Below are 25,982 nucleotides of genomic sequence, written 5' to 3'. Positions count from 1 at the left end.
ACTTGTCATCGTGTCTCCATTCATTTGACGACCGGCTTTGCGTCGGTCACCCGCCGCAGTCGCTCGATCAGCTCAGGCCAGTCAACGCGCCGATTGTAGCCAACCACGCTGAGCGCCGGGATGCCGCCGCCCTCGATCAGCATGAATCCGTCGCCGCGCGGCGCGATGCCGTCCATATCGCACACCCCGTCGCGCAGCACGCAGGACAGGCCGATCCGGCGATAGCCGAAGCGCTCGAAGAAACCGAGGAAGCTGCGCTGTATCGCCGCCGCCGCACCCGGCCCGCCAAGCGCGGTAATGTTCTGCACCGCTCTCTGGCTGATCACGCGCGGATAGTCGCCCTCACTCGACCGTATGTGCGCAGCGAAGGCCACGGGCCGCCAGCGCAACAGTTCCAGCCCCTTCACGTCGCCGTCGAGACGGCCGGTGACGCGGCCGAACTTCACCGTGTCGGTCAGCGCCTCCAGATCGATGTAACGCATCTGGAGGTCGGCAAGAACACGCGGCGTCGTCCCGAGGGGTTCGATGACGCGCAGCCCGGTGGCGGCAACATAGCCGTCGAACACGCGGATCAGCAATTGACCGTCCAGTGAGAGCACGCCGTCGCGCCAACTCACGTGCGGCACGCTGGCGCCCAGGCTGCCGGCCATGCGCGGCAGGCCCAGCGCTTCGCTCAGTTCCGGCATCGACACCGGCTCCAGATCAAAGGACAGATCGCCGCGCCAGCGGCCGTCGGCCCTTTGGAAATCGAGCAGATTGAGTCGCAGCCCGGCATCGAGCACCGGGATGCGCACCGGTTCGAGCGACACCCGGTCGGCCGCCACGCGTGCTTTCAGTTCGAAGGCACCGAAGGGCAAGCGGTCGAAGTGCGCCGACGTGACCGCTGCGTGCGGCTCGGTCGGCGCATCGCGCCGCCACGGGAAAAGCGCGGTCACGCCGTCGAGCGACCAGCGCCCCGACTTGTCGGCGACCGCCGCGTTGGCCAGGTGCAGCGTCGCGGCCGTCACTCCCTGTGCGTCGAACTCGGCGACAAGATCGGCGCGGCCGGACACTGCGAAGGTCGGCCAGCCGCGCGCGGCGAACAGCGGTTCGACAAAGCGCGTGTTCAGCGCGTCGAGATCGAACGAACGGCCCTCGACGCGCGCGCGCGTCAGCGTTGCCGGCGACCGCGCGAAGAGCGCCTCCAGGTTCAGCCGCCCGACGCCGGCCAGATCCAGCGTGCCGGCGCGCAGCTCAAGGCTGCCGGCAGTCAGCGCGAAATCGCTCGCCAGCGTCGTTCCGCCACCCTTCAGATAGATGCTGTCCCACAGCAGTTCGCCGGCCCGCCAGTCAATCGAGGCGCGACCGAGCCAGTCTTCACCCTGCCGGGTGGCGTCAAGAGCGAGCGCGAGCGACATGCCCTCGGCGGCACGCAGGCCGTCAGCCGACGCGAATCGTGCATCGGTCAGCAGCAGACGCGCCTCGACATGCGGGGATCGGGCGGCGCCGAAATCCGTCAGCACGGCTTCGACGTCGGCGCGCCCTGCCGGCGCGTAGTCCTTCAGCAAAGACTTCAGCGCGGGCTCGAGCGCGAGCAGGCGGGCGATATCGACCGCCTTGGCCTGTAGCGTCAGATGCGGGTGCGCGCCAGCCAAGGCGCCGCCGACCGTGACACGCAGGTCCGGCGAGAAGCGGACATTCGCGTCGAGCACCCGTTGCGCACCACGCACCGAAAACTCGAGCGGCCACGGGCCATAGCCGCGCGCGCGCAGCACCCCACCGCGACAGCGCTGTTCGGGCAAGGCGGAAAAATCCGCGCAGTCGAGCTGCACCTGCTGCAGCGTGTGCCCGGCGATCTGCGCCCGTGCCGCACGGACGCGCGCACGGCCACCGTCCAGCGCCGTGGCCTCGACGTGCACGTCGTCCAGCGTGATGGCCGACGCCGACAGCCGGTCGAAGCGAAGCTCGAACGCGGCACCGGCGGCGAGCGGCATCGCCGCCAGCGTCAGCGCAAGAAGGAAGCCCCTCAGGCGATCAGGAAGGGAAGACACCCGTGGAGAGGTAGCGGTCGCCGCGGTCGCAGACGATGCTGACGATGGTCGCATTCTCGACCTCGGCCGCGATGCGCAGCGCGACGACCATCGCGCCGCCCGAGCTGATGCCGGCGCAGATGCCCTCTTCGCGCGCCAGGCGGCGGGTCATTTCCTCTGCATCGTGCTGGCCGACGTACTCCAGCCGATCGACGCGGCTACGGTCGTAGATCTTCGGCAGATAGGCCTCGGGCCACTTGCGAATGCCCGGAATCTGCGCCCCTTCTTCCGGCTGGCAGCCGATGATCTGGATCGCCGGGTTCTGCGATTTCAGATAGGTCGAGGTGCCCATGATGGTGCCGGTGGTGCCCATCGAACTGACGAAGTGGGTGACACGCCCGTCGGTGTCACGCCAGATCTCCGGCCCTGTTCCTTCGATGTGCGCGCGCGGATTGTCGCTGTTGCCGAACTGGTCGAGGATGACGCCGCGGCCTTCATCGCGCAGTTTCTCGGCCGTATCGCGCGCCAGTTCCATGCTGCCTTCCTTTGCCGTCAGCACCAGTTCTGCGCCATAGGCGGCCATGCTCTGACGACGCTCGATGCTCTGGTTCTCCGGCATCACCAGAATCATCCTGTAGCCGCGCATGGCCGCCACCATCGCCAGCGCGATGCCGGTGTTGCCGCTGGTCGCCTCGATCAGCGTATCGCCCGGCTTGATGTCGCCGCGCTCCTCCGCGCGCTTGATCATGGACAGCGCCGGCCTGTCCTTGACCGAACCGGCCGGGTTATTGCCTTCCAGCTTCGCCAGGATGACGTTGCCGCGGCGGTCGTTGTCGGCCCCCGGAATACGCTGCAGGCGGACCAGCGGCGTGTTGCCGACGAAATCTTCGAGAGTCTTGTAGTGCATGGCTGCCTTGGGTTCGGTGAGGCCGTCTCAGCGCGAGCCGGCCGGTTTCGGTGGCGCGCCCGCCGGTTTTGGCGGCGCGGACGATGGCGCATCTGCTGCAGTGTCGGCCGATGGGGCAGACGACTGGGCGGGCGCACTGCTGCCCGCCGGCCGAGGCGGCGCACCCGCCGGTCGTGCCGGCGGTGCGGAGGCGTTACCCGATGTGGCGTGCGCTGTGTCGCCTGCCGGACGCGGCGGCGCCGAGGATGCGGCGGGTTTCGGTGCGCTGCCAACGGTAGGCCTGACGGGCGGCACAGGCGCTTCGGGCACCGACACTGGAACTTGTGCAGGCGCCTGCGGCGTGCCGCGCCGACGCATCAGTACGAAAGCGATCGCTGCGCCGACGGCAATGACTGCGACGATCCACCACGGGAAACCGCCGGACGGGGCCGGCGCGGCTTGCGGAGCTGCGGGCACGTCGGCACGCGGTGCGACGGGTGCCGACGTGCCCGTGCCAACGACCAGCAGCGGCTTCAGTTCGGCAAAGGTCTTGTCACCAATGCCCTTCACGTTGCGCAGTTCGTCCACCGAGTTGAAGGGACCGTTCTTCGTACGGTGCTCGATGATGGCCTGCGCACGGCTCGGTCCGACGCCGGGCAATGCGTCGAGTTCGGCTTCCGTGGCACTGTTCAGGTCGAGTACCGCGAAAGCGGGCGCGGCAAGCAGGCACAGCAGCATGCAGAACAGGCGACGCATGACGACTCCCGGAACGATGACCTTGGAAGGATACCGCTCAGGCGCCGACGTGGCGCAGGTCGGCTGCGAGTTCGTCGAGCGCGCACACGGCGGTGCCCAGCTTGCCGACCACGATGCCGGCGGCACGGTTGGCCAGGCGCATCGCGTCAACCTGCGAACAGCCGCTGGCCATCATGACCGCCATGGTGGCGATCACCGTGTCGCCCGCGCCGCTGACGTCATATACCTCGCGCGCGAGCGCGCTCTCGTGCACCACGCCGTCGGCCGAATAAAGACTCATGCCGGCGTCCGAGCGGGTCAGCAGCAACGCACCGAGCCCAAGTTCGTCGCGCAGCGCGGTGGCGCGACGCGCCAGATCGTCGTCGTCAGCCCAGCTGCCGACCACCTCGCGCAATTCGCTGCGGTTCGGCTTGAGCAGCGTGGCGCCGGCGTAACGGGTGTAGTCGTCGCCCTTGGGATCGACCAGCACCGGCTTTCCGGCCGCACGCGCGATGTCCATCATGTCGCGGATGTCGGCCAGCGCGCCCTTGCCGTAGTCGGACAGGATGGCCACGTTGACGTCCTTCACGCGGCGTGCGAACTCGTCGAGCTTGGCACACAGCACCTCGCGCGCCGGCGCACTCTCGAAATCGATGCGCAGCAACTGCTGCTGGCGGCCGATCACGCGCAGTTTGATCGTGGTATCCAGCTGCGGGTCTTCGTGCAGGCTGGCGGCGATGCGCGCGGCCTTCATCTGCGCGCGCAAGGTGCGACCTGCGTCGTCGGCACCGACCACCGACAGCAGGCTCACCTTCGCACCGAGCGCCGCGCAGTTGCGTGCCACGTTGGCCGCGCCGCCCGGTCTTTCCTCGACGCGGTCGATCTTGACCACCGGCACCGGCGCTTCGGGAGAGATGCGCTGCACGTCGCCGAACCAGTAGCGGTCCAGCATCACGTCGCCGGCGACCAGGATGCGCGCGTTGCAGGTATCGGGAAGCGTCAGGCTCATGCGGTGCTCGGTGCGTTGATCAGGGTGTCAGGTCGAATTCTTCGGTGCGCTTGGGCGGATAGGTCTCCCAGCCGCCGCAGGCCGGGCAATGCCAGTGGAACTGGCGCGCCTTGAAGCCGCAGCTATCGCAACGGTAGCGCGCGACGCGCCGCGTGTGCGCGTGGATGATGTTCTTCATCAGATCGGAATCGGGGCGTGCCTCCGGCGGCAGCGTCTGCATTTGCGCCTCCAGCAGCTTGTCCAGGCCTAGCAGGGTCGGATTGCGGCGCAGTTCCTCACGCACGAGTGTCAGTGCGCCCGTCGGGCCTTCGGCGTCGAGTTCCTCCTTGAACACGACGTCGAGCAGATCGAGCGAGGCGTGCCGTTCGAGATAGCTCTTCAGCAGCGTGATGCCCTGGCGTTCGCGCCCGAGCTTGCGGTAGGCGTCGGCCATGCGCGAGGCCACCAGCGCCAGATAGACCGGATTCTGCTGCTCGATGCGCTGCCAGTGCTCGATTGCCTCTTCCCACTTCTGCTCAGCGGCGGCCGCATCACCGAGCAGCATCAATGCGCGCACGCACTTGCGATGCGTGGTCAGTGCCTCGCCGAGCAGGCTTCGCGCGTCGCCCATGCGGGACTGCGCCAGCGCCTGTGTGGCGAGTTCGCACAGGAACTGCGCGATGTCCTTCTGCGCACGGTGCGATTCGTTTTCCGGCAGCGCGCGGGCGATGTCTATCGCCTTGTGCCACTCTTTCTCCTGCTGGTAGATGTCCAGCAGGTGGTGCAGGGCCTCGATATCGACCGCACTGCCGCGCAGGCCGACGAATGCCTCCTCTGCGCGGTCCAGCAGTCCGGCCTTGAGAAAGTCGAGACCCAGTTCGAGGCGCGCATTCAGCCGTTGTTCGGCACGCACGTCCTCGCGGGCGGCGAGCGCCTGATGGATCTGGATCGCACGATCGGTTTCACCACGACGGCGGAACAGATTGCCGAGCGCAAATTGCAGTTCCACCGTCTGCGGATCCTTGCTGGTCGCCTCGATGAAGGAGTCGATTGCGCGGTCCGGCTGCTCGTTCAGCAGGAAATTCAGGCCGGCGAAATAGGAGCGCGGCAGCGCGCGCGACTCGCGCACGAGATGCCGGATGTCGATGCGCGCGGCAAGCCAGCCCAGCCCGAAGAAGAGCGGCAGGGCCAGGAGCCACCAGAGTTCGATTTCCATGTGGGAAGCGGGTCAGTCGGCGGTCGGCGATTGTCCGTCGTGCGCGGCGCGACTGCGCGCCAGCGACCACCCGGCCAATGCGCCCAGCAGGGCGCCGAAGAAGAACAGAGCGAGCAGTACGAGGGACAACTCCACGCGCCACTCGTGTCCGAAGAAGAAGCGCACCGTCACCGGATCACTGTTACGGGCCGCGAGGCCGAGCAGCAACAGGAAGACGACGATGCGCAGCAGCCAGTTAAGTATCGCCATTGCGGCGGATGTCAGGCCACGAGGCCTGCAGTGTTCAGCGCGTTGTCAACGCGCTCGCGCAGTTCCTTGCCCGCCTTGAAATGCGGTACCCGCTTCTCCGGAACCATGACCTTCTCGCCCGACTTCGGGTTACGGCCCACGCGCGGCGGGCGATGGTTCAGCGAAAAGCTGCCGAAACCGCGGATTTCGATGCGATCGCCGCGCACCAGCGCTGCGGTCATTTCATCGAGGATCATCTTCACGGCGTAATCGGCGTCCTTGGCGACCAGTTGCGGGAAGCGGGTGGCCAACCGGGTGATCAGTTCGGATTTGGTCATGACGTATCAGATGAGCGATTTCAACCTTGCCGGGTGATGACAAGACAACGCCGCCCGCAGGCGGCGTTGTCACGTGAACACCGATCGTGCGAAACGATCAGGAGTTCTTCAGCTTCGCCTTCAGCAGCGCGCCGAGGTTGGTCGTGCCACTGCTGGCCGACGTACCCTCTGCCTGGATCTTCTGGATGGCGTCATTCTGTTCAGCCTGATCCTTCGCACGCACCGACAGCGTGATCGAACGGGTCTTGCGGTCCAGATTGACGATCATCGCCTCGACCTCGTCGCCGACGTTGAGGATGGTCGTCAGGTCTTCGACGCGGTCACGCGAAGCTTCCGAAGCGCGCAGGTAGCCTTCGACATCTTCGTTCAGCGCGATCACGGCGCCCTTGGCATCCACCGTCTTCACGGTGCCGCGCACGACGCTGTTCTTGTCGTGGGTGGCGATGAAGTTGGTGAAGGGATCTCCATCCATCTGCTTGACACCGAGCGAGATGCGCTCGCGCTCGACATCGATCGACAGCACGACGGCCTCGACTTCGTCACCCTTCTTGTAGTTGCGCACGGCTTCTTCGCCGGGCAACGACCACGACAGGTCGGACAGGTGAACCAGGCCATCGATGGCGCCGGTCAGACCGATGAACACGCCAAAGTCGGTGATCGACTTGATCTGGCCGCGGACCTTATCGCCCTTCTTGTGGTTCATCGAGAAGTCTTCCCACGGATTCGGCATGCACTGCTTCATGCCCAGCGAAATCCGGCGACGGTCTTCGTCGATCTCGAGAATCATCACTTCGACCTCGTCGCCCAGCTGGACAACCTTGGTCGGGTGGATGTTCTTGTTGGTCCAGTCCATTTCGGACACGTGGACCAGGCCTTCGATGCCTTGCTCGATCTCGACGAATGCGCCGTAATCGGTCAGGTTGGTCACCTTGCCGAACAGGCGGGTGCCCTGCGGGTAGCGGCGCGAGATGCCTACCCACGGATCTTCGCCCAGCTGCTTGAGACCCAGCGACACGCGGTTCTTCTCGGCGTCGAACTTGAGCACCTTGGCTTCGACTTCGTCACCGACCGCCAGCACTTCCGACGGGTGACGCACGCGGCGCCAGGCCAGATCGGTGATGTGCAGCAGGCCATCGATACCGCCGAGGTCGACGAACGCGCCGTAGTCGGTGATGTTCTTGACGATACCCTTGACGACGGTGCCTTCCTTGAGGTTTTCGAGCAGCTTTTCGCGCTCTTCACCGGCGGTCAGTTCGAGCACGGCGCGACGCGACACAACGACGTTGTTGCGCTTGCGGTCGAGCTTGATGACCTTGAATTCGAATTCCTTGTTTTCGTACGGCGTGGTGTCCTTGACCGGACGCAGGTTGACCAGCGAACCCGGCAGGAAGGCGCGGATGCCGTTGGTCATGACGGTCAGACCACCCTTGACCTTGCCCGACACCAGACCCTTGACGATGGAGCCATCGCCCAGTGCCTTTTCCAGTTCGTTCCATGCGGCGATGCGCTTGGCCTTGTCGCGGGACAGGCGGGTTTCACCGTAGCCATCCTCGAGCATTTCGATTGCAACGCTGACGTAATCGCCGGGGGCGACCGTCAGTTCACCGCGATCGGTGCGGAATTCGTCGATCGAGATGTAGCTTTCCGACTTCAGGCCGGCATTGACGACGACGAAATTCTGATCCACGCGCATGACTTCGGCGGTGATGACTTCACCGGCGCGCATTTCCTGGCGCGTGAGGCTTTCCTCGAACAGCGCGGCAAAACTTTCCATGGAGTCGGACGACTGGGCAACTTGGGACATTGGCAAAAGCCGCTTGCGCGGCAACGGGTTAGGTATGAACACAGCAGGGAGCGACTTGCTCGCCCCGTGCGCCTTGGACTGCCGACGTGCATCCGGAACCATCCGGAAGCAAACACGCCATTCAGTCCGCTTTCACTTTTTCCCACGCATCCAGCACGAACTGGACGGCGGCATCAACGGTCATCGAACTGGTATCGAGCAGAATGGCGTCAGGCAATTGCACCAATGGCGCATGTGCCCGGTTGCGATCCCGCTCGTCCCGTTCCCGCAAATCTTGCGAAAGACTTTCCAGACTAGCAGAAACACCTTTTTCGATCAACTGCTTATAGCGGCGTTCGGCGCGAATCTCGACGCTGGCGGTCAGGAACACCTTCAGGCGCGCGTCCGGGAACACCACCGAGCCCATGTCGCGGCCGTCGCCGACCAGCCCTGGCGCCTGGCGGAAGGCGCGCTGGCGCTCAAGCAGCGCCGCACGCACCGCACCATGGACCGCCACTTTCGATGCGCCGACCGAGGCCGCCTCGCTGCGCATGGCGTCCGACACCTCTTCGTCAGCCAGCCAGGTCGAGCCGTCGGCGAAGCGTACGTCGAGCGCTGCGGCGAGCTTCCCGAGCGCCGGCTCATCGTCGAGCGCAACGCCGGCACGCATAGCAGCCACAGCGGTGAGGCGGTAGAGCGCGCCGCTGTCCAGCAGGTGAAAGCCCAGTGCCGCCGCCACACGCGCGGCGACCGTACCTTTGCCGGAGGCCGACGGGCCGTCGATTGCAATGACCGGAACGTCGTTCATGCCGCCACCTCCGACCAGCGCCGGAAGTATTCGGGGAAGGTCTTGGCCACGCAGCCCGGGTCCATGATGCGCACCGGCACACCACCCAACGTGGCGAGCGAGAAGCACATCGCCATACGGTGATCGTCGTAGGTGTCGATAGCAGCCCCCGGCGTCAGGGTCGCCGGCGGCGTGATGGCGAGGTAATCGGCGCCCTCCTCCACCGTGGCGCCGAGCTTGCGCAGTTCGATCGCCATCGCGGAAATACGGTCGGTTTCCTTGACCCGCCAGCTGGCGATATTGCGCAGCCGGCTCGGGCCGTCGGCGAACAGCGCGCAGATGGCCAGCGTCATCGCGGCATCCGGAATGTGGTTCAGGTCAAGGTCGAATGCGCGCAGTCAACCGCCCTCGGGCGCGCGCGCCTCGATCCAGTTCGGCCCCATCGCCACCACGGCACCCAACTGTTCGAGCGCCTGCGCGAAGGCGACATCGCCCTGCACCGAGTCGCGACCGACGCCCTCGACACGCACCGGACCGCCGCCGATGGCCCCTGCGGCCAGGAAATAGGAGGCGGACGACGCGTCCCCCTCGACGAAGCACTCGCCGGGCGACACATAGCGCGCACCGGCCGGCAGATTGATCGCCGCCCAGCCCTCGCGCTCGGCGTTGACGCCGAACTGGCGCATCAGCGCCAGCGTGATGTTGACGTAGGGCTTGGAAATCAGCTCGCCTTCGACCTCGATGCGCAGTGCGCGGCCGGTCAGCGGCAAAGCCATCAGCAAGCCGGTCAGGAACTGGCTGGACACGTCGCCGCGCACGCGCACCACCGGCACTTCGTTGATCTGCGCCGGATGGATGCGCAAGGGCGGAAAGCCGTCGTTGCCCTCGTAGTCGATGCGAGCGCCAACCTGGCGCAGCGCATCGACCAGATCTCCGATCGGCCGCTCGTGCATGCGCGGCACGCCGTGCAGGCGGTACTCGCCGCCCATCAGCGCCAGCACGGCGGTGAGCGGACGGAAGGCGGTACCGGCATTGCCGAGGAAGAGGTCTGCCTTCTTGACCGGGAAGCGCCCACCGGTGCCGCTGATGACGTAGTCGTCGCCACCGGCGTGGCACCAGTTAACGGCCAGCGTGCGCAGTGCATCGAGCATGCGGTCGACATCGTCCGACGACAGCAGGTCGTGCAGCAGCGTATCGCCCTCGGCCAGCGCGGCCAGCAGCAAGGCGCGGTTGGAAATGCTCTTGGAGCCCGGAAGCCGCAGCGTGCCGCGTGCGGACGAAGCGGGCGAAAGGTCGAGGAATTCGGTTTTCATCGTGTTCGGGCGGCGCCCATGCGCCTCGTGTTGTGTTCAGCCCTGGCGTTGCGCCCAGGCGGTACGTGCTTCACGCGCGGTACCGATCAGCGACTCGAGGCCGGCGGCATCGCCGGATTCGATCAGCGCGCGGTAGCGTGCAAGTTCGGTTTCGTAAGCGCTCAGTTCGGTCAGCAGCGCCTCGCGGTTGGCGAAAAAGATGTCGCGCCACATCTCCGGATGGCTGCCGGCGATGCGTGTGAAATCGCGAAAGCCACCACCCGCCAGATTGAAGATCTCTTCGGCGTTCGAGCGCGCAGCCAGTTCCGACACCAGCGCGAAGGACAGCAGATGCGGCAGATGGCTGACCGACGCCAGCCAGCGATCATGGTGCTCGGGCGTCGTCACGGTCAGCAGCGCACCGCAGGCCAGCCAGGCCTGGCGCACCAGTTCGATGGCCGCGCCGCCGTTCTCCGCCAGGGGCGTCAGCACGACACGGCGCCGCTCGTACAGATCGGCACGTGCTGCCTGCGGGCCACTCTTCTCGGCACCTGCGATTGGATGACCGGGTACGAACTGACGCACACGCTCGCCGAAGCAACGGCGGGCCGCCGCCACGACGTCGCCCTTGGTGCTTCCGGCGTCGGTGACCACCGTGTGCGCCGGGAGGTGAGGCAGCATCGCCGACATGACCGCCTCCATCTGGCCGACCGGCATCGCCAGCAGCACCAGATCGGCGCCCGCGAGCGCAGCGGCCCAGTCGGATTCGGCGCGATCGATCAGCCCGAGTTCGAGCGCTTCACGCTTGCTGTCCGCACTGCGGCCAACACCGACGATTTCACCGACCTGGCCGGCCCGGCGCAGCGCGGCGGCGAAGGAGCCGCCGATCAGGCCGACGCCGACAACGACCAGACGTCCGATCAGTACGTCACTCACGCCAGCGCCTTTTTCAGCGCATCGATGAAGCGCGCGTTCTCGGTTTCCAGTCCGATCGACACCCGCAGCCACTCGGGCATCGCGTAGCCGGCAATCGGCCGCACGATGACGCCCTGCTCCAGCAGCCGGCGGTTGACGGCTGCACCATCACCGGCGCGGAAAGCGATGAAGTTACCGTAGGAGCGGATGTAGCCGATGCCGGCCGCGTCGAAGAAGGCTTCCATCTGCTTCAAGCCGGCCGCGTTCAGTTCGGCCGAGCGGCGCACGAAGTCCTGGTCCGCCAATGCGGCGACGGCTGCCGCCAGACCGACGTTGGTGACGTTGAACGGCTGACGCACCCGATTGAGCAGGTCGATCACGTCCGGCTGGCCGATGCCGTAGCCGACGCGCAGACCGGCCAGACCATAGGCCTTGGAGAAGGTGCGCGACACCAGCAGGTTCGGGTAGCGCTCGAGCCAGCGCGCGCTGTCGTAGGCCAGATGCGACGGCAGATACTCGCTGTAGGCCTCGTCCAGCACCACCAGCACGTCGCGCGGCACGGCGGCGACGAAACGTTCCAGCGCGCCGGCCTCGATGAAGGTACCGGTCGGATTGTTCGGGTTGGCGATGAACACGACGCGCGTGTCGTCGCGGATGGCCGCGCGCATCGCGTCGAGATCGCAGCCATAGTCGAGCGCCGGCACTTCGATGCCGGTGGCGCCCGCCGCCAGCGTCGCCAGCGGATAGACAGCGAAGGCGTGTTTCGAATAGACGGCGCTGCTGCCGGGACCGAGCAGCGCGCGGGCAACCATTTCGAGAATGTCGTTCGAGCCGTTGCCGAGCACGATCTGGTTCATCGCGACATCGTGATGCCGCGAAACCGCCTGCTTCAAGTCGAAGCCGTTGCCGTCCGGATAGCGCGGCACGTCGGCAATCGCCGCCAGCGCAGCGGCCCTTGCCTTATCGCTCATGCCCAGCGGATTCTCGTTGGACGCCAGCTTGACGATGCCCGCCTCGTCCAGCCCCATTTCGCGGGCCAGTTCCGAAATCGGCTTGCCCGGCTGGTAAGGGGAAATCGAACGGATGTGCGCCGAAGCGCGGTCGAAAACGCTCATGAACTGCTCACGGAAACGGGATAGGAACCGAGCACCTTCAACGACCCGGCCTCGGCACGGATGCGTGAGAGTGCTTCGCTCACCGCAGGTTCGCTCTGGTGACCTTCGATATCGACATAGAAGACATACTGCCAGCCACCATTACCGAAACCGCGCACCGGGCGCGACTGCAGCTTGGTCATGCTGACGCCCTGCTCGGCCAGCGGTTGAAGCAGACGCACGACAGCGCCCGACTTGTTCTGCACGGTGAAGATCATCGAAGTCTTGTCGCGGCCCGACGGGCCGGCATCGTGCTCGCCGATCACCAGGAAGCGCGTCGTATTGGCCGGATCGTCCTCGATGTTCGCCGCAAGTATCTTCAGGCCGTAGGCGGCCGCGGCAGCCTCGCCGGCGATCGCCGCAGCGCGTTCTTCCTCCGACGCACGGATCGCCGCCTCGGCATTGCTGGCCACGGCGATGACCGGCACGCCGGGCAGATTGCGATTCAGCCACTCGTGGCACTGCGCCAGCGACTGCGCATGCGAGTAGACGCAGCGGATGTCCTTCAGAGAGGTATCGCGCGTCATCAGGTTCTGCTCGACACGCAGCATCACCTCGCCGCACACCATCTGTGTCGTGCTGAGCAGCATGTCCAGCGTGCGACCGACCGCGCCCTCGGTCGAATTCTCGACCGGCACGACGCCGTAGGACGCGTTGCCCGACTCGACAGCACGGAACACATCGTCGATCGTGGCGTGCGGCAGGAAGGTCGGGGCGGAACCGAAATGGCGACGCGCCGCGCTCTCCGAGAAGGTGCCGACCGGTCCGAGAAAGGCGACGGTCAGCGGCTGTTCCAGCGCCAGACAGACCGACATGATTTCGCGGAACACCGTCTTCACCGCCTGCGGCGGCAGCGGGCCCGGATTGTCGTCTGCCAGCCGGCGCAGCACCTGCGCTTCGCGCTCCGGGCGGTAGATGTTGCCGTGCTTGATTTCGCCGATGCGGTGCGCGTGCCGTGCGCGCTCGGAAATGAGCTGCAGCACCTGGGTATCGATCGCATCGATGGCGTCGCGCAGTTTCAGTAATTCGTCGTTCGAGCTCGGATCGGAGGCCATCATTCAACCGTGTCTGCGTTCAAATTCAGTCATGTATTCGGCCAGCTCGCGCGCGCCGTCCAGCGGCATCGCGTTGTAGAGCGACGCGCGTATGCCGCCGGTCGCGCGATGACCTTTCAGGTTCAGCAGGCCGCGCCGGCGCGCACCGTCGAGAAAGCGTGTCTCCAGCCTTGGCTCGCGCAGGAAGAAGGGCACGTTCATGCGCGAGCGCGAGGCGGGCTGGATACGGTTCGTGTACAGCCGGGAGGCGTTCAGCACGTCGTAGATGCATCGGGCCTTGGCCGCGCTGCGGCGCGCCATCTCGGCGACACCGCCCTCCTTCTTCACATACTCGAACACCAGCCCCGCCACCCAGATGGCGAAGGCTGCAGGTGTGTTGTACATCGAATCCCATTCGACGTGCCGCGCGTAATTCATCACCGACGGCACGCCGCTGCGCACGCGGCCAAGCAGGTCGTCACGGATGATGACGATGGCCAGGCCGGCCGGACCGATGTTCTTCTGCGCACCGGCATAGATCAGGCCGAAACGCGCGACATCCAGCGGCTGCGACAGAATGTTGGACGACATGTCGGCCACCAGCGGTACGTCTCCGGTGTCCGGATAGTCGGCGAACTCGACGCCGCCTATCGTTTCGTTGGCGCAGATGTGTACATAGGCCGCGGCCGGGTCGAGCTGCCAGCCGGCGCGCTCGGGCACGCGGTCGAACTCGCTGGCCGCGGCACTCGCCGCGATGCGCACATTCACCAGCGAGCTTGCCTCGGCCATCGCCTTGTCCGACCAGTAGCCGGTGTGGATGTAATCCGCGCTCTGGCCCGGCTGGGCGAGGTTCAGCGGCACCATCGCGAAATGCGGCGTGGCACCGCCGTGCAGGAAGAGTATGTGGTGCGTTTCGGGCACCCCCAGCAGTTCGCGCAGGTCGGCCTTGGCGCGTGCGTGGATCTCGGCGAAGTGCTCGCTGCGATGCCCCAGCTCCATCGCCGAATAGCCTTCGCCGCGGAAGTTCTGCCACTCGCGCGCGATACGTTCGATCACCGCGTCCGGCATCATGGCCGGACCGGCGCCGAAGTTGTACGCGCGCGCACGCATCGCCCTTCCTATTCCTCGCCCTCGCCGGCTGCGGCGTCCGCGTCGGTATCGATGTCGGCGTCCACTTCGGCGTCCTGCTCGCTGTCGCTCTCGATCACCTTTTCCAGACCGGCCAGCAGCGTGCCGTCATCGAGGTTGATCAGCGTGACGCCCTGGGTCGAGCGCCCCATTTCGCGGATATCCACCACCTTGGTGCGGATGAGCACGCCACCGGTCGAGATCAGCATGATTTCGTCGGTCGGCTCGACCAGCACCGCGCCGACCACGCCGCCGTTGCGCTCGCTGGTCTGGATCGCGATGACACCCTTGGTGCCGCGGCCGTGCTTCGGGTATTCGGTGACACGGGTGCGCTTGCCATAGCCGTTCTCGGTCGCGGTCAGCACACTCAGTTCGTCGTTCTTCGACACCAGCATGCAGATCACGCTCTGGCCGTCCTCCAGCATCATGCCGCGCACACCACGCGCGGTACGGCCCATCGGGCGCACGTCGGCTTCGGCGAAGCGCACCGCCTTGCCGGCGTCGGAGAACAGCATGATGTCGTCCGAACCGTCGGTGATGGCCACGCCGATCAGCGCGTCGCCCTCGTCGAGATCGACAGCGATGATGCCGGCCTTGCGCGGGTTGCCGAAGTCGGCCAGCGGCGTCTTCTTCACGGTACCTCGACCGGTGGCCATGAATATGTAGTGATCCTCGTCGAACTCCTTGACCGGAAGCACCGCGGTGATCTTTTCGCCATCGAACAGGGGGAACAGGTTCACGATGGGCTTGCCGCGCGAATTGCGCGAGCCCTCCGGCACCTCATAGACCTTGAGCCAATACACACGGCCGCGGTTCGAGAAACACAGGATGTAGTCGTGCGTATTGGCGACGAAGAGCTGGTCGACGAAGTCGTCTTCCTTCACCGCCGCCGCCTGCTTGCCGCGCCCACCGCGCTTCTGCGAGCGGTAATCGGCCAGCGGCTGGCGCTTGAAGTAGCCGCCGTGCGACAGCGTGACCACCATGTCCTGCTGCGCGATCAGGTCCTCGATGCCGAGATCCTGCGTGTGCACGATGATTTCCGACTTGCGGCCGTCGGCGAACTGTTCGCGGATCTGGCGCATTTCGTCGGAAATGATCCAGTTGATCCGCTCCGGGCGGGCCAGGATGTCGAGCAGGTCGATGATCTGTTCGATCACCTCCTTGTACTCCGACATGATCTTTTCCTGCTCCAGCCCCGTGAGGCGGGCCAGCTGCATGTCCAGGATGGCCTTGGCCTGCGCGTCCGACATGCGGTAGCCGTCGGCGAAGGAACCGAAGGCGGCGTCGAGCCCGTCCGGACGGAAGGATTCGGCGCCAGCGCGGGCCAGCATTTCGTCGACCAGCGGCGACTTCCAGGCGCGGTCCATCAGCGCCACCTGCGCTTCCGCACGCGAAGCCGATGCCTTGATCAGCGCGATGATTTCGTCGATGTTGGACAGCGCAACGGCCAAGCCTTCCAGCACGTGGCCCCGCTCGCGCGCCTTGCGCAGTTCGAACACGGTGCGGCGGGTGATCACCTCGCGCCGATGCGACAGGAAGCAGTCCAGCATGTCGCGCAGGTTCAGCAGGCGCGGACGGCCATCGACCAGCGCCACCATGTTCATGCCGAAGGTGTCCTGAAGCTGGGTCAGCTTGTACAGGTTGTTCAGGATGACTTCCGGCACCTCGCCGCGCTTCAGCTCGATCACCACGCGCATACCGGACTTGTCCGACTCGTCGCGGATGTCGGAGATACCCTCGACCTTCTTCTCGTTCACCAGCTCGGCGATGCGCTCGAGCAAGGTCTTCTTGTTCACCTGGTAGGGCAGCTCGTCAACGATGATGGCCTGACGGTTGCCGCGGTCGATGTCCTCGAAGTGGGTGCGTGCACGCATCACGACACGGCCACGGCCGGTCAGATAACCCTCGCGCACACCCGACAGCCCGTAAATCAGGCCACTGGTCGGGAAATCGGGCGCCTGCACGATGTCGATCAGCTGCTCGATCGTCGTTTCCGGCTCTTTCAGCAGCAACTGGCAGGCGTCGAGTACTTCACCGAGGTTGTGCGGCGGGATGTTGGTCGCCATGCCGACCGCGATGCCGGCGCTGCCGTTGATCAGCAGATTGGGGATGCGGCTGGGCAGGACCAGCGGCTCCTGCTCCTTGCCGTCGTAGTTCGGCCCGAAATCGACCGTTTCCTTGTCGATGTCGGCCAGCAGTTCGGCCGCGATCTTGTCCAGACGGCACTCGGTGTAACGCATCGCCGCCGCGTTGTCGCCGTCAACCGAACCGAAATTGCCCTGACCGTCGATCAGCGTGTAGCGCAGCGAGAAGTCCTGCGCCATCCGGACCAGCGTGTCGTAAATCGCCGAATCGCCGTGCGGGTGATACTTACCCATCACGTCACCGACCACACGCGCGCACTTCACATAAGGACGGCTGTGCGTGATGTTCGCTTCGTGCATCGCGAACAGCACGCGTCGATGCACAGGTTTCAGGCCGTCGCGCACATCGGGCAGCGCGCGGCCGACGATCACGCTCATCGCGTAATCGAGATAGGAGTGCCGCATTTCGTCTTCGAGCGAAATGGGCAGTGTTTCCTTGGCAAAAGATGTGGTCATCGGGGGATCGGGCGGACGTCGGCTGTCTGTTGAAATGAACCCGGCGCGTTGGAAACCGCCGGTTTGTTCAGCCAAACCACAAGTTTAACATGCGCTTGCATCGACCTCGGGGCCCTCAGCGGGCAGCCGCCGGACTACACTGCGCCACCTGAATCCAGAGAGCCGAATCCGTCTGCCATGCAGAGCCACGAAGCCCAGACCGACATCGACCTGCTGATCGAAGCCCGCTGGGTCATCCCGGTCGAGCCGGCCGGCGTCGTCCTCGAACATCACGCCGTTGCGGTGCAGGACGGGCGTATCGCCGACCTGCTGCCGTCGGACGAGGCGCGCCGCCGCTACCGGCCGCGCACGCTGCGCACCTTGGGCGAACATGTGCTCACCCCCGGACTCATCAACCTGCACGCTCACGCCGCGATGAACCTGCTGCGTGGCTACGCCGATGACCAGCCACTGATGCGCTGGCTGACCGAACATATCTGGCCGGCCGAACAGAAGCACGTGAGCCACGACTTCGTGCGCGACGGCACCCTGCTCGCCTGCGCCGAAATGCTCCGCGGTGGCGTTACCACCTTCAGCGACATGTACTTCTTCCCTGATGCAGCGGCCGAAGCGGCGCTGGAGGCGGGTATGCGCGCGGCGCTGGGCATCGTCGTACTGGAATTCCCAAGTGCCTGGGCGGCCGATGCCGACCAGTATCTCAGCAAGGGTCTTGCCGTGCGCGATCGCTTCAAGCACGAACCTTTACTGCACTTCACGCTGGCGCCGCACGCGCCCTACACCGTTTCAGACGCCACTTTCGAACGCGTCCGCACACTGGCCGAGCAACTGGATCTGCCAGTCCACATGCACATCCACGAAACCGCTGACGAGATCGAACAGGGTATCGCGCAACATGGCGTGCGCCCGCTCGAGCGACTGCGCCGGCTTGGCCTCCTCGGCCCCAACCTGATCGCCGTTCATTCGGTGCACCTGACCGACGACGACATCGCCCTGCTCGCCCGCGAAGGCGCCAGCGTGGCGCACTGTCCGACGTCGAACATGAAGCTGGCCAGCGGCGCAAGCCCGACCGCCGCGCTGGCTGCGGCCGGCGTCAATGTCGGGCTGGGCACCGACGGTGCCGCCAGCAACAACCGGCTGGACATGTTCCAGGAGATGCGGCACGCCGGACTGCTGGCAAAGCTCACCTCTGGCGACGCGGCCGCCCTTGCAGCCGGACACCTGTTGCACATGGCAACACTAGGTGGCGCCCGCGCGCTGGGCATCGATGCTGAAACAGGTTCCATCCGCCCCGGCAAGAGTGCTGACCTGTGCGCAGTCAGTCTCGACGACGCGACGACACGCCCGTGCTACTCACCCGTTTCGCATCTTGTCTATGCTGCGGGCCGGGAACACGTGACCGATGTATGGGTCGCAGGAGAAGCGCGCGTGGAGAATGGAAGCTTGTTGCACCTGCACAACAACGATTTGAAGGCACGTGCGCGCCTGTGGCAAAATCAGGTGGCTCTATAACGGCTTGCGGCCTTGTTTTTATGCATCGCTGCCCGGCAACACCACAGTCTTACGTGGGTTTGCCGCCAGTTTTGCCTGTCAGGTCCAAGACAGGCGGGCAGGCCGGTTGACAACCGCTTCAAGTTTTATAAGAGGGGATCATGCTCAAACAACTGACGCAAAAACCGCTGCTCATCGCCCTGCTGGCCGCCACGGCCGGTTTCGCCTCCAACGTGTCGGCCATGGAAGACATCAAGGTCAACCCGGCAATGAAGGCCCACATTCCCTACGTGATCGACGCCCGTGGCGTCGTCGCCCGCAGCGCCGACGGCCTGTGCTGGAGAACCGGTTACTGGACGCCGGCCTACGCTGCCTCGATCCCGGAAGTCGGTTGCGCCTGCGACAAGGATCTGCTGCCGAAGGACGTCTGCGAGAAGCCGGCTCCTGCCGCCGCCCCGGCGCCGAAGGCTGCGGAGCCGGCTCCGGCCCCCGCTCCGGCTCCGAAGCCCGCTGCGCAGAAGGTCACCCTGTCGGCTGACGCCCTGTTCGATTTCGACAAGGCCACGCTGCGTCCGGAAGGCAAGTCCAAGATCGACGACGCAGTCAGCAAGCTGAGCTCGATCGACCTGGAAGTCATCATCGCCGTTGGTCACGCCGACCGCATCGGCAAGGACAAGTACAACCAGACCCTGTCGGAAAAGCGCGCTGCCGCCGTCAAGGACTACCTGGTGAGCAAGGGCGTTGAAGCCAACCGCGTCTACACCGAAGGCAAGGGTGAAGCCCAGCCGGTGACCGGCGACAGCTGCATGAAGATGGGCAAGGAACACCGCAGCAACAAGAAGCTGGTGGACTGCCTGCAGCCGGATCGTCGCGTTGAAATCGAGATCATCGGTACCCAGAAGTAATCGGGTTCCCGATCTCGTCAAAAGCCCTGCATTCGTGCAGGGCTTTTTTTCGCCCGTCGCCAACCGGATTGCGGCATTACTATCGTTACCCCGGTCGTGAAACCTCGCGCACGCCAGACTGTCCTTTCGCTCATGACGACACATCAGAACGCCGACCCGCTCGAACTGGAGAAATTTTCGGAGCTCGCCCACCGCTGGTGGGATCCGGAGTCCGAGTTCAAGCCGCTGCACGACATCAATCCATTGCGTCTGGACTGGATAGACCGCTGCGTCGGCCTCACCGGCAAGCGCGTGCTTGACGTCGGCTGCGGTGGCGGCATCCTCGCCGAGAGCATGGCGGTGCGCGGCGCCAGCGTGACCGGTATCGACCTCGGCGAGAAGGCACTGTCGGTCGCGCGCCTGCACCTGCTGGAAAGCGGGAACCGCGTCGAGTACCTGCTCGAATCGGCCGAGGACCACGCCCGGGCGCGCGCCGCTCAGTACGACGTGGTGACCTGCATGGAAATGCTCGAGCACGTGCCCGATCCTGCCAGTATCGTGCGCGCCTGCGCGACTCTGGTACGGCCCGGCGGCACGGTGTTCTTCTCGACGCTGAACCGCAATCCCAAATCGTGGCTGTTCGCGGTGATCGGCGCCGAGTACGTGCTGCGCCTGCTGCCGCGCGGCACCCATGAATACGAAAAGATGATCAAGCCGTCGGAACTGGCGCGCGACGCGCGCGACGCCGGCCTGCGCGAAGCTGAACTGATGGGCATGAGCTACAACCCGTTCATCAAGGTCTACTCGCTCGGCAAGGACACTGCGGTCAATTACCTGATGCGGTGTGTACGCGATGAATGAGCCGCGCACACGCGGCGTGCTGTTCGATCTGGACGGCACGCTGGCCGACACCGCGCCCGATCTCGGCGGCGCACTCAACCGCCTGCGCATTGAACGCGGTCTGCCCGAGCTTCCTGCCGACACCCTGCGCCCGCATACCTCGGCGGGTGCCCGCGGCCTGATCGGCGCAGGTTTTGGCGTGACACCGGACGATGCTGGCTACGCAGAACTGGCGGACCGATTCCTCACGCTCTACGCGTCCGCGATCTGCGTCCATACCCGGCTGTTCGACGGCATGGGCGAAGTACTGACCCGGCTCGAACAGGCCGACATTCCTTGGGGCGTGGTGACCAACAAGGCCGCCCGCTTCACCGTGCCGCTGATGCGCGAACTTGGCCTGCACGAGCGTGCCGCGAGCATTGTCAGCGGCGACAGCGTGCCGGTGCCCAAACCCGATCCGGCAGGTTTGCGCCTGGCGGCGAGCGAACTGGGCGTCGAGGTCGGAGACTGCATCTACGTCGGCGACGACGAACGCGACATCCAGGCGGCGCGCGCTGCCGGCATGCGCTCGGTGACCGCAGCCTTCGGCTATCTGGGCTGCGCCCGCCACCACAGCGAGTGGGGCGCCGACCACACCATCCATCACCCGCTCGAACTTCTGCCCCTCTTGTAATCGATCGAGGTGGTACCATCTATCGCTCACTGGGGGCGACCTGGTCTCGACGTGGGTCGCGAAGCAGCGCAGGGCATACCGAGGGTCGGAGTACCTCGTAAATCCAACCGAAAATTAGATAGTCGCCAACGACGAATCTTACGCTCTGGCCGCTTAAGGCCGGACGCTGCACCGACTGATTAGCGGGTCGGGCCGGGCAACCGGTCGCAGCGCCATTAACAGCTAAAGTAAGGATGCACTCCGCCGCGTGGTGCATCACGAAAATCAAGCGGATCGCCTTTCATCAGCCAGCCGGGTCGGCGGGTGACGGGTTAGATCAAATGGCCAGGCTAAGTATGTAGAACTGTCTGTGTAGGGCTTGCGGACGCGGGTTCGATTCCCGCCGCCTCCACCACCATATCAGGGCTCGGATCTCGTTCCGGGCCCTTTTTCCTGTCCGATCGCACCGTGATCGGGACGCGCTGACAGGGTTCGTCTCCGCGGCCGCAGTCGGACGTCTCTTGCTTGCGGCACCTGTCCGGGACCGCCGCCCGGAAGCTCTTCCGATGTGCACTTCGCATCATCCGGAGCGCTCGCACGGTTGCGCCGCCCGGTCTTCCGGCCGAATATCCACCCTGGAGCGGATTATGCCGCCGGCGATGAAGCCCGCCGGCCATGCGCCGCCCGTGCGTGCAGCCCGGTGAGTATGCGGGCTTCCTCCAGACCTTGGAACCGATATGCGGAGAGCGCCCGGAATGCACGGCGAGCAACACAACCCCGACATTGACCTCGAGAGGACGGACGACGAATCGCCGGTCATTCTTGTGGCCGACGACGATCCCATCATCCCGCTGATGGTGAACAAGGTGCTGTCCACACGCGGCATGAGGATGCACGCCGTGGCAGACGGCCTCGCCGCGATCGAGGCATTCCGCGAGGCGCCGCCCGATCTGGCGCTGCTGGACGTGCACATGCCGGGTGCCGACGGCTACGAAACCTGCGCCCGCATGCGCGAACTGGGCGGCGAAGATACCTGCCCCATCATCATCATGACGGCGAGCGACGATGCCGCATCGGTGCAACGCGCCTTCGCCGTCGGCGCGAGCGACTTCCTGACAAAGCCGATCAGCTGGACCCTGCTGCCGCATCGCATCCGTTTCGTGCTGCGTGCCGCGGAGGCCGCCCGTCGGCTGCGCGAGTCGCTGCGTCGCTCGGAAATCCTGTTCGCCACCTCGGCCGAGGGCATCCTGATCGTCAACGTGGCAACCCGTCGCTGTGTCAACGCCAATCCAGCGCTGTGCGCCATGCTGGGCTACTCAAGAGACGAGATGCGCACGCTTGAGTGGCGCGATCTGCAGCCTCCGGAACTGTATCCCGCGAACGTGGAGCAGTTCGCGCGCTGCGCCGGCATCGAGAGCGGCCGCCTCGAAGGTGCGCTGATGCGCCGCAAGGACGGCGTGCTCTTCCACGCCGACATCACGCACAACCTGATCGATATCGATGACCGCCGCTGTCTGGCCGGCTTCTTCGTCGATGTCACCGAGAAGCGCCTGGCCGACGAAGCATTGATGCGTCGTGCCAGTCACGACGCGCTGACCGGCCTGCCCAACCGCGCGCTGCTGCTCGAACGTCTGGCGCAGGCGCTCAAGCAGGCGCAGCGGCGCATGGCGCGCGTCGGTCTCTTGTTCGTCGATCTGGATCGCTTCAAGGAGGTAAATGACGAACACGGGCACGCCGTCGGCGATCTGCTGCTGAAGGAGGTGGCCGATCGGCTGCAGCGCGAATTGCGCGGCGAGGACACTGTTGCGCGACTGGGCGGCGACGAATTCGTCGTGCTGATGCCGCTGCTGGACAACGAGCCGCAGCCCTGCGCCCAGCTTGCGGCACGCATCGTCGGTGCGCTCGGCAGCGCCTTCGAGGTGAGCGGCCACACGCTGCACATCGGCGCCAGCATCGGCATCGCGCTCTATCCGGACGACGCCGACAACTCGGCCGCCCTGATGGACTGTGCCGACGAGGCGATGTACGACGCCAAGCGCGCCGGCCGCGGACAGTATCGCCGTTACCGTTCGTCCTGACTTGTTTCTGCAGCCGCGGCCGCGCTGTTGCATTGCAACATGTGTGTCCGCATACTGAATCGTCATCGACATTCCCGGACGACCCTCATGCGACTGCACGGTCCTCTCCACGCCGTTTTCGTCGCTCTGCTCCTTGCCGCATTCCCCATCCGCACTGCGATGGCCGAGGCGCCGCCGGTGCTCGACCGGATCGAACGTACCGACTTCACCGTGTCCGGCCTGTCGTCCGGCGCCGCCATGGCGGTCCAGCTGGGCGTTGCGCATTCGTCGCGGGTACGCGGCATCGGCATCGTGTCGGGGCCGCCCTATCTGTGCGCCCAGGGCTTCGTGACGCGTGCCACCAATGACTGCCTGGTGCTCGGCCGCGACCGGCTGCGCGAGCTGTTCGGCCCCTTGTTCGGACTGTCACTGTTCAGTTCCGGCGAACGCGACATCGACGTGGATGATCTGGTGAGCGATACGCGCAAGCTGGCGCAACAGCGGCGGATCGACCCGGTCAACGGCATCGCCTCGCAGCAGATATGGGAGTACCGCGGGCAGGACGATCGCGTCGTCGGCGCCAAGGCGTCAGCCGCCCAGCACACCTACTTCCGCGCCTTCGATGCCGCGCCAAAACGGGGCGAGCCGCGCTCGACACCGCACACCATGCCGACCAGCGACCCGGCCCAGGGCAGTTGCGACGCCCGCGACGAGGACTACGTCAGCGGCTGCGACTTCGATGCTGCCGGCGAACTGTTACGTCATCTGCGCCGTCGGCCAGACGCGCGGCCGAATGCCGGCAACGGCCGCTGGTACGTGCTCAAGCAGGCCGACTTCGTGCCGGCCGGCCCGGGCGATGCGCAGACCCGGCGTCGCGCGCTGGGCCTCGCGGAGGACGCACGCGTCTATGTGCCCCAGCGCTGCGGCAGCGAAAGCTGCCAGATCCACGTCGCACTGCACGGCTGCAAGCAAGGCATGAGTGACACCACCTACCGCGCCTTTACCGAGGGCGCCGGTTACGTCCGCTGGGCCGGTCCGTTGAAGCTGGTGCTGCTGTTCCCGCGGGTCGGCGCCATCGAACCGTTCGAGCGCGGCCTGTGGGACAGCGTCGGCAACCCGATGGGCTGCTGGGACTGGTGGGGCTACACCACGCCGGGCGATCTGTACGGCTACGCAACGCGTGAAGCGCCGCAGATGCGCACCATCATCAACATGGTCGATCACCTCGGTCAACGGCAATAGGCAGACCATGGGCGGATCGCCCGGCGCGCAGCCGGGCTGGCGTGGTCGGGCATAGGGTCGGGAAGATGTCCCTTTTCGCCCAGGCCCACAACCGGGACATTTGGCCGCCAGCGACTGCCTGACGGCACGGTGAGACCGGATTCGTCAGGCGCTTTCCGACACTGCCCCCCGCCTTGCCATGCAGAAGACTGCCGACGACACCGGGTTCACGTCCTTCTATCTGGATCACCAGCCCTGGCTGATAGGCTGGCTGGCGCGTCGCATGAACTCGCGCATCGATGCCGCCGACCTCGCCCAGGACACCTTCGTCAGCGTATGGACAACTACGCCGTCACATCCGCTGGAGCGCATCGTCGAGCCGCGCGCCTACCTGGCCACCATTGCCCGTCGCATCCTCATCAACCTCCGGCGCCGTCAGTCGCTCGAGAAGGCCTATGTCGAAGCGCTGGCTCACTTGCCCGAAGCCTTTGCCATCAGCCCTGAGGAACGGACTGTGCTGCTGCAGACGCTGCAGCAGATGGACGACCTGCTGGCGCGCCTACCCGGCCGCGTACGCGAGGCCTTCCTGCTGTCGCAACTCGAGGGCCTGACCTATGCCGACATCGCCGCCCGCTTCGGCAGCAGCGAACGCACCATCAAGCGCTACATGGCCCAGGCGATGATCCACTGCCTCGAACACATCGATTGATGCGATGGCGCCCTACCCTACTCCAATCGAGCGGCCGGATGGCGCGGTGCTGCGCGAAGCCGCCGAGTGGCTGCTGCGCATGCAGGAAGGTCCGCTGAGCCCCGAAGAACAGCAGGCCCTGGACAGTTGGCGTGCGCGCAGCGCCCTGCACGCGGCGGCTTGGCAGCGTGCCGAAAAACTCCAGCGCGCATTGAGCGGCATCCCACCGAAGCTCGGCATGCATGTGCTCGGTGACGACCGCCGCGTGGCGCTGAAAGCGCTCTCGCTCGCTCTCGCATCCGGGTCGGTGGCCACGCTGTCCTGGCAGTTCCTGCCGTGGGAAGGGTGGCTGGCAGACCACCGCACCGCCGTCGGAGAACGCCGCACAGTCGCACTGGCGGATGGCAGCACCCTGCATCTGAACACCGACAGCGCGGTCAACGTCCGTTTCGACACACAGGAAAGACGCCTCCTGCTGCAGAGAGGAGAGATCCATGTCGAAACCGCCCCGGACAGCAGCCACCGCCCCCTCGTCGTCAACGTCGAACATGGGCGGATGCGCGCATTGGGCACGCGTTTTACGGTGCGACGAGACGCGCAGACCACCTATCTCGGCGTCAGCGAGGGTGCCGTCGAGGTCCGGCCGGCGGATACGCCGGGCCACGCACTGATCATCGAGAGCGGCAGCGAGACCTTCTTCGGGCACGACAGGGCGTCGCCACCGCGACCGCTGGACGACAACGCCCTCGCCTGGCTGGAGGGCACTCTGTACGCCGACCACATGCCTCTGCGGCAATTCATCGACCTCTTGTCGCGTTACCGCAGCGGGGTGCTGCGCTGCGATCCGGCCGTCGCCGACATGGCGATTTCCGGCGCCTTCCAGCTCGACGACCCCGACCGCATCCTCGACAGCCTGCAGCGCACGCGTCCGCTGCGCATCGTCTGGCGCACCCGCTATTGGGGTCTCATCCAAGCGGCAGGCTGAGAGATTTCGTCCGGGCTGTCACCTTTTGCTGTGCTCGATTGACCTGTCCTGCAGGAGAGCGTCATCGAGGAGAG

Annotated in this window: 22 protein-coding genes, 1 other RNA gene and 1 pseudogene; 9 read left to right on the top strand and 15 right to left on the bottom strand. The window is 65.7% G+C overall.

From position 1 onward, the window contains the following. Positions 1-20: 20 nt before the first annotated feature. From ACQ66H_RS06170 to gyrA, 15 genes and pseudogenes are all read right to left on the bottom strand, one after another. Positions 21-2,030, bottom strand: a complete 2,010-nt coding sequence (locus tag ACQ66H_RS06170; RefSeq protein ID WP_430433250.1) for a hypothetical protein — start codon at positions 2,028-2,030, stop codon at positions 21-23. After that, complete coding sequence (gene cysM / locus ACQ66H_RS06165; RefSeq protein WP_430433249.1) at positions 2,014-2,916, bottom strand: cysteine synthase CysM; 903 nt, start codon at positions 2,914-2,916, stop codon at positions 2,014-2,016. Before cysM ends, ACQ66H_RS06170 begins: the two co-directional genes overlap by 17 nt. A 27-nt stretch (positions 2,917-2,943) precedes the next feature. After that, entirely contained in the window at positions 2,944-3,651 is a 708-nt protein-coding gene (locus ACQ66H_RS06160) for a ComEA family DNA-binding protein (RefSeq protein WP_430433248.1), read from the bottom strand. A gap of 37 nt (positions 3,652-3,688) precedes the next feature. Next, entirely contained in the window at positions 3,689-4,639 is a 951-nt protein-coding gene (gene rfaE1, locus ACQ66H_RS06155) for a D-glycero-beta-D-manno-heptose-7-phosphate kinase (RefSeq protein WP_430433247.1), read from the bottom strand. A gap of 19 nt (positions 4,640-4,658) precedes the next feature. Further along, on the bottom strand, positions 4,659-5,834 hold the full coding sequence (lapB, locus tag ACQ66H_RS06150) for a lipopolysaccharide assembly protein LapB (RefSeq protein ID WP_430433246.1): 1,176 nt from the start codon (positions 5,832-5,834) through the stop codon (positions 4,659-4,661). A gap of 12 nt (positions 5,835-5,846) precedes the next feature. Further along, on the bottom strand, positions 5,847-6,083 hold the full coding sequence (locus ACQ66H_RS06145) for a LapA family protein (RefSeq protein ID WP_020163942.1): 237 nt from the start codon (positions 6,081-6,083) through the stop codon (positions 5,847-5,849). 11 nt (positions 6,084-6,094) lie between these two features. Next, the gene (locus ACQ66H_RS06140; RefSeq protein ID WP_019919106.1) at positions 6,095-6,400 is read right to left on the bottom strand and encodes an integration host factor subunit beta; all 306 of its coding nucleotides are present in this window, start codon (positions 6,398-6,400) and stop codon (positions 6,095-6,097) included. Positions 6,401-6,497: 97 nt separating this feature from the next. Continuing rightward, positions 6,498-8,204, bottom strand: coding sequence for a 30S ribosomal protein S1 (rpsA, locus tag ACQ66H_RS06135; RefSeq protein ID WP_430433245.1), 1,707 nt, complete (start codon positions 8,202-8,204; stop codon positions 6,498-6,500). A gap of 121 nt (positions 8,205-8,325) precedes the next feature. Further along, positions 8,326-8,991 (bottom strand): (d)CMP kinase, encoded by a 666-nt coding sequence (gene cmk, locus ACQ66H_RS06130; protein WP_430433244.1) that lies wholly within the window; start codon positions 8,989-8,991, stop codon positions 8,326-8,328. After that, positions 8,988-10,283: pseudogene (aroA, locus tag ACQ66H_RS06125) on the bottom strand (3-phosphoshikimate 1-carboxyvinyltransferase). Before aroA ends, cmk begins: the two are co-directional and overlap by 4 nt. Before the next feature lie 36 nt (positions 10,284-10,319). Then, on the bottom strand, positions 10,320-11,198 hold the full coding sequence (locus tag ACQ66H_RS06120) for a prephenate dehydrogenase (protein WP_430433243.1): 879 nt from the start codon (positions 11,196-11,198) through the stop codon (positions 10,320-10,322). Beyond that, positions 11,195-12,292, bottom strand: coding sequence for a histidinol-phosphate transaminase (gene hisC, locus ACQ66H_RS06115; RefSeq protein ID WP_430433242.1), 1,098 nt, complete (start codon positions 12,290-12,292; stop codon positions 11,195-11,197). Before hisC ends, ACQ66H_RS06120 begins: the two co-directional genes overlap by 4 nt. Then, entirely contained in the window at positions 12,289-13,389 is a 1,101-nt protein-coding gene (gene pheA, locus ACQ66H_RS06110; protein ID WP_304006980.1) for a prephenate dehydratase, read from the bottom strand. The genes hisC and pheA overlap by 4 nt, the downstream gene beginning before the upstream one ends. After that, entirely contained in the window at positions 13,390-14,475 is a 1,086-nt protein-coding gene (serC, locus tag ACQ66H_RS06105) for a 3-phosphoserine/phosphohydroxythreonine transaminase (protein WP_430433241.1), read from the bottom strand. A gap of 8 nt (positions 14,476-14,483) precedes the next feature. After that, positions 14,484-17,093, bottom strand: coding sequence for a DNA gyrase subunit A (gene gyrA, locus ACQ66H_RS06100; RefSeq protein WP_430433240.1), 2,610 nt, complete (start codon positions 17,091-17,093; stop codon positions 14,484-14,486). 177 nt (positions 17,094-17,270) lie between these two features. Between gyrA and ACQ66H_RS06095 the strand changes: the two genes are divergently transcribed. From ACQ66H_RS06095 to ACQ66H_RS06055, 9 genes are all read left to right on the top strand, one after another. Beyond that, on the top strand, positions 17,271-18,602 hold the full coding sequence (locus tag ACQ66H_RS06095; protein WP_430435603.1) for a TRZ/ATZ family hydrolase: 1,332 nt from the start codon (positions 17,271-17,273) through the stop codon (positions 18,600-18,602). Between the two features lie 140 nt (positions 18,603-18,742). After that, positions 18,743-19,486 carry an OmpA family protein gene (locus tag ACQ66H_RS06090; RefSeq protein WP_430433239.1) on the top strand — a complete coding sequence of 248 codons (744 nt, stop codon included), beginning with the start codon at positions 18,743-18,745 and terminating at the stop codon, positions 19,484-19,486. Positions 19,487-19,618: 132 nt separating this feature from the next. Beyond that, positions 19,619-20,326, top strand: coding sequence for a bifunctional 2-polyprenyl-6-hydroxyphenol methylase/3-demethylubiquinol 3-O-methyltransferase UbiG (gene ubiG, locus ACQ66H_RS06085; protein ID WP_430433238.1), 708 nt, complete (start codon positions 19,619-19,621; stop codon positions 20,324-20,326). Continuing rightward, complete coding sequence (locus tag ACQ66H_RS06080) at positions 20,319-20,978, top strand: HAD-IA family hydrolase (RefSeq protein WP_430433237.1); 660 nt, start codon at positions 20,319-20,321, stop codon at positions 20,976-20,978. Before ubiG ends, ACQ66H_RS06080 begins: the two co-directional genes overlap by 8 nt. Positions 20,979-21,009: 31 nt before the next feature. Beyond that, positions 21,010-21,372: a transfer-messenger RNA gene (gene ssrA, locus ACQ66H_RS06075) on the top strand. Positions 21,373-21,712: 340 nt separating this feature from the next. Further along, positions 21,713-23,035 (top strand): diguanylate cyclase domain-containing protein, encoded by a 1,323-nt coding sequence (locus ACQ66H_RS06070; protein WP_430433236.1) that lies wholly within the window; start codon positions 21,713-21,715, stop codon positions 23,033-23,035. Positions 23,036-23,122: 87 nt separating this feature from the next. After that, complete coding sequence (locus tag ACQ66H_RS06065; RefSeq protein ID WP_430433235.1) at positions 23,123-24,256, top strand: hypothetical protein; 1,134 nt, start codon at positions 23,123-23,125, stop codon at positions 24,254-24,256. 178 nt (positions 24,257-24,434) lie between these two features. After that, a complete protein-coding gene (locus ACQ66H_RS06060) occupies positions 24,435-24,944 on the top strand; it encodes a sigma-70 family RNA polymerase sigma factor (protein WP_430433234.1) in 510 nt (169 codons plus the stop codon). A 46-nt stretch (positions 24,945-24,990) separates the two neighbouring features. Further along, positions 24,991-25,908 carry a FecR domain-containing protein gene (locus tag ACQ66H_RS06055; RefSeq protein WP_430433233.1) on the top strand — a complete coding sequence of 306 codons (918 nt, stop codon included), beginning with the start codon at positions 24,991-24,993 and terminating at the stop codon, positions 25,906-25,908. Positions 25,909-25,982 lie beyond the last annotated feature (74 nt).

The sequence above is a fragment of the Methyloversatilis sp. genome (assembly GCF_965284615.1).
GTDB lineage: Bacteria > Pseudomonadota > Gammaproteobacteria > Burkholderiales > Rhodocyclaceae > Methyloversatilis.
The sequence above is the reverse complement of the archived record's forward strand: the minus strand, read 5'-3'. Positions and strand labels throughout refer to the sequence as shown.

What these genes read in the sequence shown, in the direction of transcription:
- ACQ66H_RS06090 (WP_430433239.1), top strand. Translation starts at nt 18,743, where the DNA reads ATGCTCAAACAACTGACGCAAAAACCGCTGCTCATCGCCCTGCTGGCC.
- ACQ66H_RS06070 (WP_430433236.1), top strand. Translation starts at nt 21,713, where the DNA reads ATGCACGGCGAGCAACACAACCCCGACATTGACCTCGAGAGGACGGAC.
- gyrA (WP_430433240.1), bottom strand. Translation starts at nt 17,093, where the DNA reads ATGACCACATCTTTTGCCAAGGAAACACTGCCCATTTCGCTCGAAGAC.
- cmk (WP_430433244.1), bottom strand. Translation starts at nt 8,991, where the DNA reads ATGAACGACGTTCCGGTCATTGCAATCGACGGCCCGTCGGCCTCCGGC.
- ACQ66H_RS06065 (WP_430433235.1), top strand. Translation starts at nt 23,123, where the DNA reads ATGCGACTGCACGGTCCTCTCCACGCCGTTTTCGTCGCTCTGCTCCTT.
- lapB (WP_430433246.1), bottom strand. Translation starts at nt 5,834, where the DNA reads ATGGAAATCGAACTCTGGTGGCTCCTGGCCCTGCCGCTCTTCTTCGGG.
- rfaE1 (WP_430433247.1), bottom strand. Translation starts at nt 4,639, where the DNA reads ATGAGCCTGACGCTTCCCGATACCTGCAACGCGCGCATCCTGGTCGCC.
- serC (WP_430433241.1), bottom strand. Translation starts at nt 14,475, where the DNA reads ATGCGTGCGCGCGCGTACAACTTCGGCGCCGGTCCGGCCATGATGCCG.
- hisC (WP_430433242.1), bottom strand. Translation starts at nt 12,292, where the DNA reads ATGAGCGTTTTCGACCGCGCTTCGGCGCACATCCGTTCGATTTCCCCT.
- ACQ66H_RS06095 (WP_430435603.1), top strand. Translation starts at nt 17,271, where the DNA reads ATGCAGAGCCACGAAGCCCAGACCGACATCGACCTGCTGATCGAAGCC.
- ubiG (WP_430433238.1), top strand. Translation starts at nt 19,619, where the DNA reads ATGACGACACATCAGAACGCCGACCCGCTCGAACTGGAGAAATTTTCG.
- ACQ66H_RS06145 (WP_020163942.1), bottom strand. Translation starts at nt 6,083, where the DNA reads ATGGCGATACTTAACTGGCTGCTGCGCATCGTCGTCTTCCTGTTGCTG.
- cysM (WP_430433249.1), bottom strand. Translation starts at nt 2,916, where the DNA reads ATGCACTACAAGACTCTCGAAGATTTCGTCGGCAACACGCCGCTGGTC.
- ACQ66H_RS06060 (WP_430433234.1), top strand. Translation starts at nt 24,435, where the DNA reads ATGCAGAAGACTGCCGACGACACCGGGTTCACGTCCTTCTATCTGGAT.
- ACQ66H_RS06160 (WP_430433248.1), bottom strand. Translation starts at nt 3,651, where the DNA reads ATGCGTCGCCTGTTCTGCATGCTGCTGTGCCTGCTTGCCGCGCCCGCT.
- rpsA (WP_430433245.1), bottom strand. Translation starts at nt 8,204, where the DNA reads ATGTCCCAAGTTGCCCAGTCGTCCGACTCCATGGAAAGTTTTGCCGCG.
- pheA (WP_304006980.1), bottom strand. Translation starts at nt 13,389, where the DNA reads ATGATGGCCTCCGATCCGAGCTCGAACGACGAATTACTGAAACTGCGC.
- ACQ66H_RS06080 (WP_430433237.1), top strand. Translation starts at nt 20,319, where the DNA reads ATGAATGAGCCGCGCACACGCGGCGTGCTGTTCGATCTGGACGGCACG.
- ACQ66H_RS06140 (WP_019919106.1), bottom strand. Translation starts at nt 6,400, where the DNA reads ATGACCAAATCCGAACTGATCACCCGGTTGGCCACCCGCTTCCCGCAA.